The 15544-nt window shown below is 67.9% G+C and carries 15 protein-coding genes, 1 pseudogene and 1 CRISPR repeat array; of the genes and pseudogenes, 7 read left to right on the forward strand and 9 right to left on the reverse strand.

The genetic code is table 11. From position 1 onward, the window contains the following. Positions 1-66 precede the first annotated feature (66 nt). Together AB0B28_RS08335 and AB0B28_RS08340 are read left to right on the forward strand one after the other, a co-directional pair. On the forward strand, positions 67-564 hold the full coding sequence (locus AB0B28_RS08335) for a hypothetical protein (RefSeq protein WP_360118576.1): 498 nt from the start codon (positions 67-69) through the stop codon (positions 562-564). 223 nt (positions 565-787) lie between these two features. Beyond that, positions 788-1216 carry a hypothetical protein gene (locus tag AB0B28_RS08340; protein WP_360118577.1) on the forward strand — a complete coding sequence of 143 codons (429 nt, stop codon included), beginning with the start codon at positions 788-790 and terminating at the stop codon, positions 1214-1216. Between the two features lie 51 nt (positions 1217-1267). Here AB0B28_RS08340 and AB0B28_RS08345 read toward each other — a convergent pair whose 3' ends face one another. Genes AB0B28_RS08345 through AB0B28_RS08355 form a run of 3 tightly spaced genes read right to left on the reverse strand, consistent with a single transcriptional unit; the run spans position 1268 to position 4098 of the window. Then, the gene (locus AB0B28_RS08345) at positions 1268-2881 is read right to left on the reverse strand and encodes a recombinase family protein (RefSeq protein ID WP_360118579.1); all 1614 of its coding nucleotides are present in this window, start codon (positions 2879-2881) and stop codon (positions 1268-1270) included. 23 nt (positions 2882-2904) lie between these two features. Beyond that, positions 2905-3174 carry a Smr/MutS family protein gene (locus AB0B28_RS08350; RefSeq protein ID WP_360118581.1) on the reverse strand — a complete coding sequence of 90 codons (270 nt, stop codon included), beginning with the start codon at positions 3172-3174 and terminating at the stop codon, positions 2905-2907. Positions 3175-3183: 9 nt separating this feature from the next. Continuing rightward, positions 3184-4098 (reverse strand): cation diffusion facilitator family transporter, encoded by a 915-nt coding sequence (locus tag AB0B28_RS08355; protein WP_360118583.1) that lies wholly within the window; start codon positions 4096-4098, stop codon positions 3184-3186. 381 nt (positions 4099-4479) lie between these two features. On the opposite strand from AB0B28_RS08355, the gene AB0B28_RS08360 reads away from it, so the two are divergent. Then, on the forward strand, positions 4480-5682 hold the full coding sequence (locus tag AB0B28_RS08360) for an MFS transporter (RefSeq protein WP_360118586.1): 1203 nt from the start codon (positions 4480-4482) through the stop codon (positions 5680-5682). On the opposite strand, the gene AB0B28_RS08365 is transcribed toward AB0B28_RS08360, so the two are convergent. Then, the gene (locus AB0B28_RS08365) at positions 5673-6332 is read right to left on the reverse strand and encodes a Pr6Pr family membrane protein (protein WP_360118588.1); all 660 of its coding nucleotides are present in this window, start codon (positions 6330-6332) and stop codon (positions 5673-5675) included. The two genes, AB0B28_RS08360 and AB0B28_RS08365, sit on opposite strands and share 10 nt — an antisense overlap. A 156-nt stretch (positions 6333-6488) precedes the next feature. On the opposite strand from AB0B28_RS08365, the gene AB0B28_RS08370 reads away from it, so the two are divergent. After that, complete coding sequence (locus AB0B28_RS08370; RefSeq protein WP_360118590.1) at positions 6489-7085, forward strand: DUF998 domain-containing protein; 597 nt, start codon at positions 6489-6491, stop codon at positions 7083-7085. Between the two features lie 7 nt (positions 7086-7092). Here the strand turns inward: AB0B28_RS08370 and AB0B28_RS08375 are convergent, their stop codons facing one another. Next, positions 7093-8088, reverse strand: a complete 996-nt coding sequence (locus AB0B28_RS08375; protein ID WP_360118592.1) for an AraC family transcriptional regulator — start codon at positions 8086-8088, stop codon at positions 7093-7095. A 127-nt stretch (positions 8089-8215) separates the two neighbouring features. Here AB0B28_RS08375 and AB0B28_RS08380 point away from each other — a divergent pair, with 127 nt between their 5' ends. Beyond that, positions 8216-8680, forward strand: coding sequence for a DUF6069 family protein (locus AB0B28_RS08380; protein WP_360118594.1), 465 nt, complete (start codon positions 8216-8218; stop codon positions 8678-8680). A gap of 355 nt (positions 8681-9035) precedes the next feature. Further along, positions 9036-10894: a CRISPR direct-repeat array (repeat unit 28 nt; unit sequence GTGCTCCCCGCAAGCGCGGGGATGAGCC). Positions 10895-11043: 149 nt separating this feature from the next. Here the strand turns inward: AB0B28_RS08380 and AB0B28_RS08385 are convergent. Next, positions 11044-11199, reverse strand: a pseudogene (locus AB0B28_RS08385) (DUF397 domain-containing protein); the annotation flags it as partial. A gap of 57 nt (positions 11200-11256) precedes the next feature. Then, positions 11257-12060: a Scr1 family TA system antitoxin-like transcriptional regulator gene (locus AB0B28_RS08390; RefSeq protein ID WP_360118596.1), complete on the reverse strand. Its 804-nt coding sequence runs from the start codon at positions 12058-12060 to the stop codon at positions 11257-11259. Between the two features lie 296 nt (positions 12061-12356). Here AB0B28_RS08390 and AB0B28_RS08395 point away from each other — a divergent pair, with 296 nt between their 5' ends. After that, complete coding sequence (locus AB0B28_RS08395; RefSeq protein ID WP_360118597.1) at positions 12357-12674, forward strand: hypothetical protein; 318 nt, start codon at positions 12357-12359, stop codon at positions 12672-12674. Positions 12675-12865: 191 nt separating this feature from the next. Here AB0B28_RS08395 and AB0B28_RS08400 read toward each other — a convergent pair whose 3' ends face one another. Both AB0B28_RS08400 and AB0B28_RS08405 read right to left on the reverse strand, forming a co-directional pair. Beyond that, on the reverse strand, positions 12866-13780 hold the full coding sequence (locus AB0B28_RS08400) for a glycoside hydrolase family 19 protein (RefSeq protein ID WP_360118599.1): 915 nt from the start codon (positions 13778-13780) through the stop codon (positions 12866-12868). 144 nt (positions 13781-13924) lie between these two features. Beyond that, positions 13925-14674 (reverse strand): VOC family protein, encoded by a 750-nt coding sequence (locus tag AB0B28_RS08405; protein ID WP_360118601.1) that lies wholly within the window; start codon positions 14672-14674, stop codon positions 13925-13927. A gap of 122 nt (positions 14675-14796) precedes the next feature. Here AB0B28_RS08405 and AB0B28_RS08410 point away from each other — a divergent pair, with 122 nt between their 5' ends. Beyond that, a complete protein-coding gene (locus tag AB0B28_RS08410; RefSeq protein ID WP_360118603.1) occupies positions 14797-15486 on the forward strand; it encodes a hypothetical protein in 690 nt (229 codons plus the stop codon). Positions 15487-15544: the final 58 nt, after the last annotated feature.

Genomic DNA, 15544 nt, shown 5'->3' on the forward strand with positions numbered 1-15544 from the left:
TCTTATCCTCGTGACAAACCATCAACCTGGGAGCGGCGGCATCGCCCACAGACCTATCGTGGTCTTATGCCCAGGACAGATAATCCCGGCCCCGGACGTGATCTCCCCGCGTTCGGAAGATGGCTGCGGCGCACGGTCGACGCGCTCGCGCGCGCCGAGGGCGTCTCGCATCGCAAGTTCATGGAGGATCGGGACGTCAACCGCGCCAACGTCAGCCGCTGGTACAAGCTCACCAACGAGATGGCCGGGCCGACGCGCGAAACTGTGGAGCGCGAGTTTGATCGGCTCGGCATCTCTGACGAGGACCGCGCCGAGCCCTACGGGCACCTCGGCTGGGCCGTTTCCTCCAGCGGCGAACGCTTGAGCAGCCTCGAAGCGAAGCGGCGGCGCGCCGAGGCGCTGCTCCGTCTCAACCTGTCGCCAGCGCAGCGCGCGGAGTATAAGCGGATGCTTGGGGACTACGAAGCCGCGCACGAGGCGCTCTTGGACAGGTTCTTCGAGCGCGCCGAAGCCGACATGCGCCAGGCCCGCGAGGACGCCGAGGGCGGTCACCCTAACGAATAGGGTCGGCTACAGGTTGCAACCGATTCGGTCGCGAAACCTGGGACGAACGGATGACCTCGCAGGCCTTGTTTTGTCGCCTAGCCGACACATAGTGTTCTTAGACGGTGCTGGAGCGCTGATAAGCACATCCTCGGCGATAACAGGAATACACATGACAGAACAGGACTCACAACAGTCACAGCCAGCACAGCGGCGGAACACCATCCACCCCCTGCTGGGTGCCATGCCCGCCCTCGTCGGAGTCGTTACCGCGACCCTCCACATCCGCCAGCCGCTCGTCTCGATCGAACACCAGCCGATCCTCATGAACGGCGTCCTCGCCGCCGTGTGCTTCTCCCTCGCAGCATGGCTGTTCTGGGGCCTCGAACTGGTTGTCCAACGCGTTTGCTCGCGCTTCGACGAACGTCATGACCGCCTCGAAGCCGCCGCCGAGGCCCACGCCAGCGCCACGCAAGGCGCGTTGAATCGTTCGCATCGCAAGCTCGCCCGGCTCTGCAAGCTCATCGAAGACGCCGAACGCCGCCTCGCCGAAACCGAACGCCGCCTCGGCCACGCCCAACAGCAACTAGCGACGATCGAGCAGCAAGGCGTCGCCCTCGGCGCCGCGTTCATCGAAGACGGTGTCCCGCAAGACTCCTGGCGCAACAACTAAGGCCAGGGGACGGTGCGGCGGGGAGAAGGGGACCGCACCCCGCCGCACCGCCTACCGCCACTCGATCGTGATCCTGGTCGAGTCGAATCGCGCGTAGGGCGGCGTTGCCTTGCCCAAACGCACCTTGCCGACGACGAGGTCGATCACAGCCCGGCGCTCCCCGAGCGTCATGTGCTCCCACACCCGCGGGTCCTTCAGGACACGAGGGTCCAGGTCGTCATCCGGCGGCGGGGGAGGGACCGAAAGAAGCTCCGCCTGGATCGCGCCCTCGCGTTCGTCGAGCACCGCCTTCGCGGATTCCCACTCCACATCCCCCAGCGACTCGCTCGCCCAAAGCGCGGCGAGCTTGCTGCGCTTGATGCTCATGGATTCCAGCTCGTCCAAAAGGACGTCTCGCTGCGCCGCATGCGGGTCGGTGCCGAACGCGGCGGCGAACTCCGGAGTTGCGACGTAGCTCATCAGGCGGTCGCGCACATGGTTTTCGAGCCAGTCGGCTTTGATGCCGACGCACCCGCCGCCGCCGTATGTGGTTGTGCACCAGTAGTACGGCACGCTCCGCTTTCGCTCGCCGCGACCGAACGATTTGATCCCCGCCACCAGTTTGTGTCCGCATGCAGCGCAAACGGCCACGCCCCCAGTCAGGAGGTAGCGGCGGCGAGTTCGGGGCTGGTCAATCACCGCCGCAGTGATTTTGAAGGTCTTGCCGGCCCTCGTGGTGACCTCGCGGGGCTGCTTCATGCGAGCCAGCAGCCGGTTCCGCATCGCCAGCGCCTGCGCGTGCGCGTCCTCAGCGAAAGGGTCCTCGCAGAGCAAGGGCGGCCAGTTTCCCTGCCCGATGAGCTCTCCTTTGAAGACACGCAGGCCCGCGACCGTCGGGCTGATGAGCCACTGCCGCAGCGTCCCGTGCCGCATGATCGTTGGGCGCCACGACTCCTCGCCGGTTTCTTCGTCGATGATCGGGTCTCCATCCTCATCGCGGATGATCCGCCGATGCGAACCCGGGACCCCCAACGTACGCAGCTCGGCCGCGGCGGACTGAATGCTCCAGCCGTCGAGTACTGCCTTCGCCGCCCACAACCGCGGGCGCCACTCCTCCTCGACGATCTCGTATGTGCGCACCCCGCGAACTTTCGTGTTCCTGTACCCGGCGGGCGGAGCGTGCGGCGGCAGCCCCTGGATCGCGTTCTCCTTCAGTGTGTCGGCAACCCGCGACTTGAGCCGCCGAACTTCTCCGCCGCCGAGCACCGCCTTAATCCCGGCGACCTCGTCCTGAACGATCACGACACCGTCTCGGTTGGTGTGGATCTCGTCAATGCCGGCGGCGGTCAGTTCCTCTGCGACCATGAACCATTCGCTGGGGCGGCGCACGAACCGGAACTGCTCGACGACCCAGATCGCGGCGATGCGGCCCTGGGAGACCCAAACACGCAGCCGCTCGAAGTCCGGGCGGATCACGTTGGGGTCGATCGCGGAAAGGTCGTTGTCGGAGAACACCTCAACGGGAACGCCCGGCCACTGACGCTCCGCGTACGCGAGGCCCCATTTCTGCTGCTTCGCTACGCCTTCTTTGCGCCCACGCTTGTCAACGGAGATCCGGCAATAGATCGCAATCACCTTGCGCCGCAAGGCATCTTTCCCCTGGAAGATGGGGGGTATCTCATCCATGACTCAGTTTAGACGAGTGTTATTTATCGGCGCAACTTCTTGTGCTGAAAATGGACGAAGAGGCGCCCGAAGTTCTTCGAGTCCTTGTCCACCCGGTGGTACAGGGCCTTGACCTCCTTCTGGTCGAGGAACCTGAGCACCTTCTTCTTGAGCTGCCCCGAGCCCTTGCCGGGGATGATCTCGACGAGGTCGATCTTCTTGGCGACCGCCTCGTCGATCACGTCCCGCAAGGCGCGCTCGATGAGGTCGCCCTTGTTGTAGATGTCGTGCAGGTCGAGCACCAGTTTCGCCATGCCCGCAGCCTAAGCCGCGACGCGGGGGATGTCCGGCTCGATGTAGATGAGCTTCGCCTTGGGGACGGCCGCGCGGATGCGCGCTTCGGCCGCGTCGATCTCGGCGGCGACCTCTTCGCCGGTCTCGGACCGGCCGATCCCGATCTTGGCGGCCACGAGCAGCTCGTCGGGGCCGATGTGCAGGGTCTTGAGGTGGATGAGGCTGTTCTCGTCGCCTTCGTTGATCGCGGTCGTGATCGCCGCGATGTCCTCCAGCGTGGCCGACTCGCCGATGAGCATCGAGCGGATCTCGATCGCCAGGACGATCGCGATGAGGACCAGCAGGACGCCGATGCTGAGGGTGCCCAAGGCGTCGAAGACGATGTTCCCGGTGGCCCACGACAGGCTCACGCCCAGCAGCGCCAGGACGAGGCCGACGAGCGCGCCGACGTCCTCCAGCAGGATCACCGGCAGCTCAGGCGACCGCGAACCCTTGATGAACTGCGTCCACGACTGCTTCCCGCGCACCGCATTGGACTCCTTGACGGCCGTGCGCAGCGAGAACGACTCCAGGATGATCGCCACGACCAGCACGATCACGGCCACCAGCGGCGTCGTCAGCTCGCCGTGGTGGGACAGCTTGTGATAGCCCTCGTACATCGCGTACAAGCCGCCGATGGAGAACAGGACGATCGAGACGATGAACGCGTAGATGTAGCGTTCGCGCCCGTACCCGAACGGGTGGGCCGGGCTGGCCGCCTTCCGGGAGGCCTTGCCGCCGATGAGCAGAAGGACCTGGTTGGACGCGTCGGCCACCGAGTGCACGCCCTCGGCCAGCATCGACGCCGAACCGGTGATGGCCGCCGCGACGAACTTGCTGACCGCGATACCCGTATTCGCCAAGAGCGCCGCGACGATCGCCTTGGTGCCGCCTTCTGCTGACATCGGCCGTGATTCCTTCCGTACGTGGCGCTCGTCTCGCCGAGCGCTAAGCGAGTCTGCCACGGCCGCGCAAGTGCCCGACTCGGACACGGCTCGCGTCCCGTGTAGCGAACCAGACAGGCGTTCGAGGCTGCGTGGCGCGCGCGGGCGCTGCTACCCTGGAGAGGTAAGGCGACGCCCCGGACGCGCTGCGTTCGGACCGGGCGAAGGAACGTACACCGCCAAGGAGGATCACTCCTCCGGCCGCAGGCCCTCGGGCCTTTGGCCCCTGTACGGACCCAGCCCGCGCCGCCTTCGCGCGGACCGAGTGGTGGACCGGTTCCGGCAATGAGACCCGCAGGGTCTTGCCGTGAATCGACCGCTGTACCGCTTGGAGAGTCCGCCGTGACCACCCTCGAACGCCCCACCCCCGTCGTCAGTGCGCCCGCGGAGCGCGCCACCGCGAAGCAGTGGCTCGCCGTGGCCGCCGTCGCGCTCGGCGTCTTCGTCGTCATGACCTCCGAGGTCCTGCCCGTCGGCCTGCTCACCCCGATCGGCTCCGAACTGGGCGTCAGCCCCGGCACCGCGGGCCTCATGGTCACCGTCCCCGGCCTCGTGGCCGCCATCGCCGCGCCCCTGAGCGTGGTCTTCACCCGCCGCCTCGACCGCCGCCTCGTGCTCATCGGCCTCGCCGTGCTCGTGGCCGGCGCGAACATCGGCGCCGCCACCGCCACCGGATTCGGCCCGCTCCTGGCCGCGCGCGTCCTCGTCGGCATCTCGATCGGCGCGTTCTGGGCCGTCGCGGGCGGCATCGCGCTGCGCCTGGTCCCCGAAAGGGACGTCCCCCGCGCCACCGCCGCGATCTACGGCGGCATCGGCGCGGCCACCGTGCTCGGCGTGCCGCTCGGCACCCTCATCGGCGACGAGTTCGGATGGCGCGCGGCCCTGTGGTCCCTCGTGGGCCTCGCCGCGCTGGCCATGGCCGCGATCGCGCTGCTGGTGCCGAAGCTCCCCTCCAACACCACGGTCTCGTTCGCCTCTCTTCCGAACCTGGTGCGGCGCAACAAGTCGGTGCGCCTGGGCCTGGTCTTCACGTTCCTGATCGTGACCGGGCACTTCATCGCCTACACGTTCATCAGCCCGATCCTCCAGTCCAACGGGATCGCGGCCTCGCAGGTCAGCCTGCTGCTCCTCGCGTTCGGCGCGGCCGCGCTCGTCGCGACCGTGGCCTCCGGGGCGCTCATCGGCCGCCACCTGCGCCTGACGCTCGCCGCGCTCGGCATCGTGATGGCCGTCGGCATGGCGCTCTTGGCCTTCGCGGTCGGCGACCTGTTCTCGGCGACCGCGGTCCTCATGCTGTGGGGCCTGGGCTACGGCCTGGTCTCGCCCGCCGTCCAGACCTGGTTCATGAAGTCCGTCGAGCCCGGCGAAGTCGAGGTCGCGACCTCGCTGAACACGGTCATGTTCAACCTCTCGATCGCCGCGGGCTCCTTCGCGGGCGGCCTGGCCGTGGACGAGGCCGGGACGTCGAGCGTGCTGTGGATCGGCGCGCTGCTGCTCGTCCCGGTCGTGGTCTTGGCCCTGCGCTCCCGAGGCGCTCAGGCCTGAACCCGCGCCAACCGCCGGTCGGCCCACCCGGCCAGCGCCGCGAGGATGAGTGCCGCGACCAGCACGATCGCGGTGTTGCGCAACGCCACCGGGTAACCGAGCTCGGCCGCGTCGAGGAACGGATACGGGTACCAGCCGCTCGCCGCGCCGTGCGCGAACGTGTAGGCGATCCACGCCGCGGGCCAGGCGAACGCCCAGGCCACCGTGCGCGGCTCGACGCGCCCGTGAGGCCCGAACAGGAGCCACCCGGCCAGCACCGCGATCGGCGAGACGAAATGGAACGTGATGTTCAGCAGCCCCGGCACCCCCGAATAGTGGCCCAGCGGCGCGAGGACGAGCGCGAACACGATCCCGGTGATCGCGATGCCCAGCAGCGCGTCGAGATGCAGGACGCGCCAGGCACGCCCGTCGCGGCCGGGCCTGGCGACCAGCAGCGCGGTCATCGCGCACACCAGGATGTTGCTCTGAATCGTGAAGTAGGAGAACAACCTGACCAGCCGCACCGCGAGGTTCTCGTGCGGGCCCTGCCCGGTGCTGTTGACGTCGGTCCCACCCTGGAGGACGAGCACGACCTGAGTCACCAAGGCCGCGAACACCAGTCCGCATAGCACCGCGTTCCAAGCCCGCCCGACCCGCGCTCGCGTCCCCATGCGTTCCCCTTCCGCCGTGAGCGGAGGATATCGCCTCAGCGTCCGATTCGGACGGAAACCGGCGCGCGCGAATGCACCTCAGGAGGTACGTCGCGAGCGCCGATCCACAACCCCAGGATGACGCCGAGACCACATGCGCCCCAATAGGTTAACCGCATGAAACCGCAACACGCCCTCGTGCTCGCAGGCAGCGCCCTCACCGCTGCCGCCTTCGCCCTCTCCGATGTCGTCAACCGCGAGATGAGCCCGGTCGCCGAGACCGTCAGCCGCTTCGTCAACACCGGGCACGGATGGCTGGTCACGTTGGGGCTGTGGGGGTTCGTGCTCGCGGCGGCCGCGCTCACGCTGGCCGTGCCCGACCGCGCCGGACGCGTCCTGTTCGGCGTCCTCACCGCCGGAGTCCTACTCGCGGCAGTCTTCCCCGCCGACCCGCCCGGGCAGTGGGCGAACCCCTCGACCGCCGAGCAGATCCACGGCCTCGCCGCCTGGATCGGGCTGATCTGCGCCAACGTCGCCATGCTGCTGCTGTCCCGGCGCTGGCGCGGGCGCGAGGGCATGCCGGGCTCGCTCGGCCCGGTCGCGGTGTGCGCCGCGATCGCCATGGGGCTGTTCATGGTCTGCACGTTCGACGCGATGTTCTTCCGGGCGCTGCCGAGCCTGATCGGGGTGACCGAGCGCCTCGCCATCGCGGCCGACCTGGCGTGGATGTGCCTGGCGGCGGTCGGTTTGGGCGCGCGCAAAGTGGGCGCCTGAGCCGGTCTCAGACCGGCACGGTGGGGCTGCGGAACAGGTGCGCCGCCTCGCCGGTCAGGGCGGGGCCGTGGTCGGTGGGGTCGCAGGCGGGGGTTCGCTTCCTGAATTGGCCTGGGGGCGTGCCGAAGTCGCGTTTGAAGGCGGCGGCGAACGCGAATTCGGAGGCGTAGCCGACTTGGCGGGCCACTGAGGACAGTGGGGCGTCGGTGTCGGCGAGGAGGCGCGCGGCGAGCGTCAGCCGCCAGGACGTGAGGTAGCCCAGGGGCGGTTGGCCCACGAGGTCGGTGAAGCGGCGCGAGAACGCCGAGCGCGAGAGTCCGGCGACTTCGCCGAGGGACGCCACGGTCCACTGGCGGGCGGGGTCGGCGTGGATCGCGCCGAGCGCGGCGGCGATCGCGTCGTCGGCGAGGGCCGCGCCCCAGCCACTGAAGGGGCACTGCTCGGTGCGGTGGCCGAGCATGGCGCGCAGCAGGTACATCAGGATCGCGTCCAGGAGCGCGTGGACCACGGTGTCGCCGCCGCTCTGCTGTTGGCGGAGCTCGGCGTCCAGCAACGCGACGGCGGCGGCGAACTCCGGCCGCGCTTCGGGGTCGGCGGGCATGTGCACGTATGCGGGCATCGAGGCGATCATGGGGTGGGTGCGGCCGGGGGCGAGTTCGTAGGCCATGCAGAGCGCCACGTGGGTCGGGTTGTCCACATTGGTCCTGACGATGGAGTCGGTCCTGATGGCGTTGGGGTCGCAGGGCGGGTCGAGGGGGGTGTCGACGGCGTCGCCGATGGTGTGCGAGCCGCCGAGGGGGAGGAGCAGCGCGTCGCCTTCTTCGAGTTTGAACGTCTCGCCGCTGTCCATGGTGACGACCGCGCTGCCTCGCACCATGACCTGCACGCCGAAGCCGCCCGTGTGGCCTGGGTGGCGGTTCGCCCACGGCGAGACGCGCGCGAACCGGGCCGCGAAGGGGCGGCCGGTGCGCAGCACGGTCATGACATCGCTGAGCACGTCCATGCCCGAAGCCTAGCCGGGGCGGGACGATCGCGCATGAAGCGAGGACGCGCGAGGATGGACACAGGGCCCGACCTGCAATAGCGTGGAACGCGTTCCCCTGTCGAAAGCCCGAGCGTTCGGAGAATGAATGTCCACACAAGACAATGCATCGGCGCGGACCGCCCCGGTCTGGCGCACCCGCCTCATCGCCCTCCTCGCCGCCGCGGCGGCGGTGGCCTTGATCGCGGTGATCGGCTCGGCGCTGGGCGCCGAGATGAAGGCCACGAACCCGGGCCAACCGACGATCGAGATCACCCCTGTCGTGGCCGCGATCGCGGCCCTGGTCGCGGGCGGTCTGGGCTGGCTGGCCCGCAAGGTCCTCGACCGCATCGCGCCCCGCAAGGCCGCCAAGGTGTGGCTGATCGGCGCTTCGGTCGTGTTCCTCTTGCAGCTGCTCCCGCCGCTGCTGACCGAGGCGACCACCGGCACCAAGATCACCCTCCTGATCCTCCACGTGGCAGTGGCCGCGATCCTGGTCCCGGTCCTGGCCAAGCCCACGGCCCCCGCCGAGCCCGAAGCCGCGGCAGAACCCGAACTCCAACCCGAGGCGTAATAGGGCTGCGAGCGGCCAGCGAGTTCTGGTCGCTCGCACCCGAGATCTAAGAACGCGGCTTGGCGCCGACCTGTTGACGCAGAAGACAGCGCGCAAAAGAACCGCAACCCGAGGAGGCCACCCGCACCAAATCAAAAGCCGGGCCGGGGGCGGGCCTTGAAGTGCCGCTTCAATCCAATCCGCAAATGACGAACCAAGCACACGGAAGCGAGACAAACCCGACCGACCAAAACGCAGCACCAACCCCGAAACAAGCCACCCCCCAAGTGCCTCCAGCAGGTTCAATTCATATGGCTACTATGGAAAGTGACTGCAAAAGCGAGTCATGCCCCACCAGAAGCCAAGGTAAAGAAGTGTGCTCCCCGCAAGCGCGGGGATGAGCCGCCTGATCCCGGCCTTATCGCGGAAGTCCGTGCGTGTGCTCCCCGCAAGCGCGGGGATGAGCCGACCTAGGCGGCCCTACCAAGGGCCGCAGATTCGTGCTCCCCGCAAGCGCGGGGATGAGCCCGCGAACAGGGCCGCGCTGTGGCCGCTCGGGTCGTGCTCCCCGCAAGCGCGGGGATGAGCCGGGACCATTCATGACGGAAACATACGATGCGCCGTGCTCCCCGCAAGCGCGGGGATGAGCCCCAGCGGGGCCGGGCGACGTGGACGATGGACCCGTGCTCCCCGCAAGCGCGGGGATGAGCCTCGCCGCTACGTCGGCGACCACAAGTGGACCGGGTGCTCCCCGCAAGCGCGGGGATGAGCCGTCCGGCACGTCGGCCAGGGCCTCGTTGATGGCGTGCTCCCCGCAAGCGCGGGGATGAGCCCCGGAGTTCACTCGCGACGTCCAGGCAGATGTCGTGCTCCCCGCAAGCGCGGGGATGAGCCCGATGTGAAGGAACTGTCGGGGACGCTCAACGAGTGCTCCCCGCAAACGCGGGGATGAGCCGTCGTCCCGATCACCACCACCGCCGACAAGTGGGTGCTCCCCGCAAACGCGGGGATGAGCCGACCCGCGACAACAAGGACGGCCGGGAACGGACGTGCTCCCCGCAAGCGCGGGGATGAGCCGTGCGAGACGCACAACAAGGAACTCAACGCCTTGTGCTCCCCGCAAGCGCGGGGACGAGCCCAGGTTGTGTCGGTCGGGTACGAGCGCTTGCCCGTGCTCCCCGCAAGCGCGGGGATGAGCCCCCGGCCAGCAGGATCTCCGAAGCGGCGCGCGGGTGCTCCCCGCAAGCGCGGGGATGAGCCTTTGCAGCGGCCAGGGGCTTTCGCGGCCCCGGCGTGCTCCCCGCAAGCGCGGGGATGAGCCCGCGCGCGTCACGGTCTCCTACCGGCTCGGCGGGTGCTCCCCGCAAGCGCGGGGATGAGCCCACACCGCCGCGGCTCTCACTCTCCATGTGGCCGTGCTCCCCGCAAGCGCGGGGATGAGCCTGCCAGTCCCCGAGGCACACGCGAAGGTCCGCGGTGCTCCCCGCAAGCGCGGGGATGAGCCCCTTCTGACTTCGCTCAGCTCGTAAACGTGGTCGTGCTCCCCGCAAGCGCGGGGATGAGCCGGACGAGTACGCGTCTATCGCTTTCGGGGGCGGGTGCTCCCCGCAAGCGCGGAGATGAGCCGGGGGTGAACGAGATGCCGCTCCTGGCAATCCTGTGCTCCCCGCAAGCGCGGGGATGAGCCCACCGTGGCGTGCTGTATCGCGGTCATGTCGTTGTGCTTTCCGCAAGCGCGGGGATGAGCCGGCCGAACGCGATCCGGAAACGGGTGGCTGGCGGTGCTCCTCGCAAGTGCGCGATGAGCCCGGGTTCAGGGCCCGCCGCACCTGGGCGTTCTGGTGCTCCCCGCAAGCGCGGGGATGAGCCTGACCGTCTCTCGCGCCGCCCGCCTCGCCGGAGGTGCTCCCCGTAGCGCGGGGATGAGCCCGCCGCCCGGCCTCGTTGGGTCGGGTTCAACCTGTGCTCCCCGCAAACGCGGGGATAAGCCCGAAGAAGACGCCAAGCGCCTCAATGCCAAGCGGTGCTCCCGCGCAAGCGCGGGGATGAGCCGCAGAACTCCGCGCCGGGCCGGAACTCCTCGTGGTGTTCCCCGCAAGCGCGAGGATGAGCCCAGGTCGGCGTAGTCGATGGGGTTGCCGGACTCGTGCTCCCCGCATATGCGGGGATGAGCCTGGTTGAGCACGACAACCGAAGGTGCGCCTGATGTGCTCCCCGCAAGCGCGGGGATGAGCCTCAGCTTTGGCGGATCGAAAGCTGTGAGTTTGGGTGCTTCCCGGCCGTGGGTGCGGGTTTGAGTGGGGGTTGTTGGGGGATGAAAATGGCCGCTGCCCTGGGTGGGCTGCGGCCGGGGGTTGGTGGGTGGGCGTTAATTTGACTGTGGTGAGGAGGGCCTTGAAGTCTGTGGGGGTGGGGTCGAAGATCGGGGAGTCGTGGCCGAGTTTCGAGTCTTTGACCTGGAACGCGTCTGCCTGGTGGCGGGCTTCGACGCAGACGGCGTCGTCATTGCCCGAGCTGCGAGTGCTTTTTCTCCAGGTCACGCGGCATTCGACACAGTAGCTGTTGTCGCCGCCGTCGCTGTGGGTGGTCTTCGCTGGCTATCTGATCCAGTCGCTGAGGTCGCCTTCGATTTGGCGGCCTGCTGACCACATCGAGTTGAAGAGCATGTCGTATAGCTGGACTTTCTCTGCTTCTTCGATGTGGCGGGTTTCGTCGATGGATTCGACGAAGACGAATTCCGGGGGTGCTTCGGGGAGATTGCCTGGGAGGAAGATTTCGAAGGCGTGCTCAGCGCCGTAGTGGAGTCCGTCGAGGATGCGGATTTCGCAGTTCGGCCATTGGTTGATTTCCAGTAGATGCTCGAACTGCTCCTTGGCCCAATCCCAGCCGCTGGTCTGTTGCAGGGCGTTGGAGCTGCACAGGAACCGTGTGGTCGGCATGGGGTTTCGACCGCCTATGGTCATCAGGCGGCGATGTTTGCGCTGCCAGTTCAGCTCAGGGTTCGTTGACGGCTCTGGGAGCAGTTCCAAGTGGTACCGCCTGATCTGGAGCGGACCGGGGATGAACCAAGGCTCCCACTGGAGGAACTTCGCCGATCTGGCTTCTGCTCGTTCGAGGATGAAGAGACTGCGCTTCTCGCGTTCGGAAACGAGTCCGCCGGTGTAGAGCTGCTGAATGACATGTTCGAGGAACTTGACTCGGGCTTCGGGTGCGCCGCATATCTGCGCGAACCGTGTCGCCATGCCCATCTTCGGGCGGGTCTCTCCGGAGACGTAATTCTGGACAGTGCGCACACTCACGCCGAGGGAGGAGGCGATTTGCGCGTAGGTCAGGTCTGTTTCCTCGGCCAGAGCGACGAGTTCGCTGCGGTAGTACCATTCCGCGACCTTTGAGAGCGGCATGGACCCTCCCGGAGTTCGGTGGTGGGAACGGACGGTGATCACAAAATACACGTGGCCGCCCGTACGACGCAATACCGACCGGCGACCGGAAAGGTTGGGGCGCAAAACTTTCCGGTAAGGCTTGCGCAGGTCTCTTACCAGCAGGAACTTCCTTTGTGTCGGCTCTTCTGCCGCCCTTGCGGACCGCTTAGATTTGTCTCAACGCGAGTCTCCCCGTTCGACTCGCGACCAGTCGGGAATCCGACAGTGCATGACAGTGTCCGGCAGTGTCCAACCGTGCGAAATGGAGACGCGTGATGAGCGACCCGAACGAGGCCGCCGAGCCTCAGCGGAATCCCCTCTACCGAGGGACCTTTCATGATGAGTACCGGTCCTATTCGGTGCGGGCCTCAAACGCCACGGCCCCGGACTCGTTCCAAGTCCTCACCGGCGAGCGCGGTGATGATGTCGTCCTCGTGGTCTCCGGCCTGAACTCCGGCGACCTCAAGGGAACCTGGGGTCGGTACTGGTCGGGCCTCAAACCGCAGTCGAAGATCTGGATCGAGGAGCAGGCGTTCCGGGCCTTCTACTCGCAGCGCCGCACCGTCGCCTCCGCGAGGTTCTGCAATGGGTAAGGGCTCGCTTCCCGCTGGCCCCGCTCGCCGTGCGTTCGATTGAGCCCCAGATCGTTCCGCGGCCCGGCGATTGAACCTCGGGCGGGTCGCGGAACTTCGAGGCCCCGCGTCTCCCCAGGACGGGCGGGGCCTCAACGGGTCGGCCGGGCCGGGTGGAGCCCGGCCGACCCGTTTCTCACCGTTTTCCGCTGTCAGCAGTAGAGGTTGCCGCCGGGGCCCACGCCGAGGATGCTGGTGAAGGACTGGTATTTGTCGACGCGGCTCTGGACTTGGCCGGGGTTGCCGCCGTTGCATTCGATCGCGCCGTTGATGGAGCGGATCGATTCGCCGAAGCCCGCGCCCGTGGTCATCGCGGTGTGGCCGGACATCGAGCCCGGACCGCTCTGGGTGTTCCAGTACCACAGGGCGGTCTGCCACGCGACCGTCGCGTCCTGCTGGACCAGCCACGGGTTGGTCAGCAGCGGCAGCCCGAGCGCGTTGCCCGCCGCGTTGTAGTTGAAGTTCCAGCTCAACTGGATCGGTCCGCGGCCGTAGTAGGCGGCCTGACCGGCCGGGCAGCCGTAGGGCTGGCCCGGGTCGCAGTAGTGCGGGTAGTTCGCCTCGTTCTGCTCCACGATGTGGACCAGGCCGCCGGTCTCGTGCGACACGTTCGCCAGGAACGCCGCCACCTCCTGGCGGGCGACGGTGTCGCCGCCGGTGTTGCCGAAGGCCGGGTAGGACGCGGTGGCGTTCACGAAGCCCTGGTAGGTGTAGAACGAGTTCCGGTTCGGGAACATCTGGTTGAACTGGGCCTCGGAGACGACCAGGCCCGACGGGTCGGGATCGGGGTCGGGGTCCGAGCCGCCGCCGCAGGCTCCGGCGCTGCGCCAGACGCCCCATTCGCCGGTGGTCCCGGGCGTCTCGCCCTGGGTCCACCATTGCGCGGTCCAGTTCTGGCCGCCGTGGGAGACCACGTTCCCCTGGGTGTAGACGGCGCCGCTGTTCCATGGCGCCGCGCACGCGGCCTGGGCCGTGGCCGCGGAGGACGGGAGTGCCACGGCGATCGCAAGGGAGAACACGAGGGCGCCGAAGAGCGCGAGGAGCTGTCGGCGAGATCGTTGGAGCATGGTTCACCTCATATCAAAAAAGAAACCTTCCTTATGGATAAATGTAACTTTCTCGGTGTCATGGCACAAGGCTCCGCAACCGCCCGCTTCCAGGGATTTCGGACTTCTCTTGGGGGAGAAACGATGCAGTGAGACCCGCGGGACTCAGGCCGGAACCGCGCCCGTGTCAGGGTCGCGCGAGGTGATGCAGTACTCCAGCCCCGCCGGGTCCCGCAGCACCTGCCACCACTCGTGGCGGCGAACCGCCTCGGCTCCCAGGGCCACGTGCCGCTCGGCCTCGGCTTCCATGTTCGCGCAGGCCAGGTCCAGGTGCGCCGAAACCCGGCCGCCGGACTCGTCCAGGCGCTGGATCAGCAGCCGCAGCGGCGTCTCCATCGGCGAGAGCAGCCGCCGGAACTCCGGCGAACGCGTCTGTGCCAGCGGCCAGCCCGTGAGCCGCCGCCAGAACTCCAACTCGGATTCGAGCGCATCAGCCGGGACGTCCAGACACAGCTGGTCGACCCGGCTGCGCGAGCCGCCCGGCCACGACAGCGGCGCCGGAACCTTCGCCTCCCCCTCGTGCTCGACCACGCAGAACGCGAAACCACCCGGCGAACGCAGCACCACCAGGCCCGGTTCCCGATGCAGCACAACGGCACCCAGCACCTGCGCGCGCTCGGCGTCGGCCTCCACGTCGTCCACGTGCAGATCGAGATGACTCCCGCCCGCGCCCTCGCGGACCCGCTGCACCCGCAGATGCGGATCGCCCGCAAGCGGATTGAGCGTCGCGAACGCCCCGTCCGGGCCCCGACGCGGCGACAGCGTCGACCCGGTGACCTTGAGCCAGAACAGGACACCCTCCTCGAAACCCTCAGAAGGGAAGTCCCAGAACGCGGTAGTCCATCGGATCGCCATACCCCGATCCTATGCCGCCCGCCGGACTCATCCGGGGGGACTAGTACCCAGGTACGGCGTTTTCGAAGGGTGAAACCCCTGGTTACAGTAGGCGCGTTCACCTATGCAGGAAAGGCGATCCCGTGCCCGAGAACCAACCCGACCGCACCGTCGTGGCCGACCCGCGCTGGGTCGCCCCCGCGATCCTCGTGGCCTTCCCCCTCATCGGCGCGGCCCTCGGCTGGGGCCTCACGTTCGTCGCCGAATGGATCACCGGCCTCGCCTGGTTCCCCTTCCAAGGCCTCTTCGAACTCTTCACCGACCTCTCCGAGACCCTCCAACTCGTCGTCGGCCTCGCGCTCGGCGCGATCGTGGGCCTGGTCCTCGCGTTCCTGTTCGTGAGCGAGATGCTCGAAATCCACGTCGACCGAGACGGCATCCGCGTCAAGCGCGGCAACCTCGACCGGACCATCGAACGCGCCGACATCGAATCGGTGTTCGTCCAAGACAAACTCCTCGTCATCCTCGGCCAGGGCCGCCGCGAACTCCTCCAAGCCGAATTCGACGTCGACCGCGACGACCTCGCCGCGGCCCTGCGCAAATACGGCTACACCTGGCGACCCGACGGCGACCCCTACGCGTCCGAGCTCAAGCGCTGGGTCCCCGGCGCCGACGGCCTGCCCCGCGGCGCCGACGCCGTCCTCAGCGCCCGCGCCACCGCCCTGGAGAAGTCCAAGGACGACGACCTGCGCGAACTGCGCGACGAACTCACCGCCCTCGGCGTCGTAGTCCGAGACAAGGACAAGAAGCAGTACTGGCGGTCCGCCGAATAAGACCCGGTAGGTCACCCCAGTCGACCGGCGGATGCGGGCCCGGCCCCGGCGGTGGCAG

Origin of the sequence: Glycomyces sp. NPDC046736 (assembly GCF_040645615.1) — a bacterium.
Classification (GTDB): domain Bacteria; phylum Actinomycetota; class Actinomycetes; order Mycobacteriales; family Micromonosporaceae; genus Glycomyces.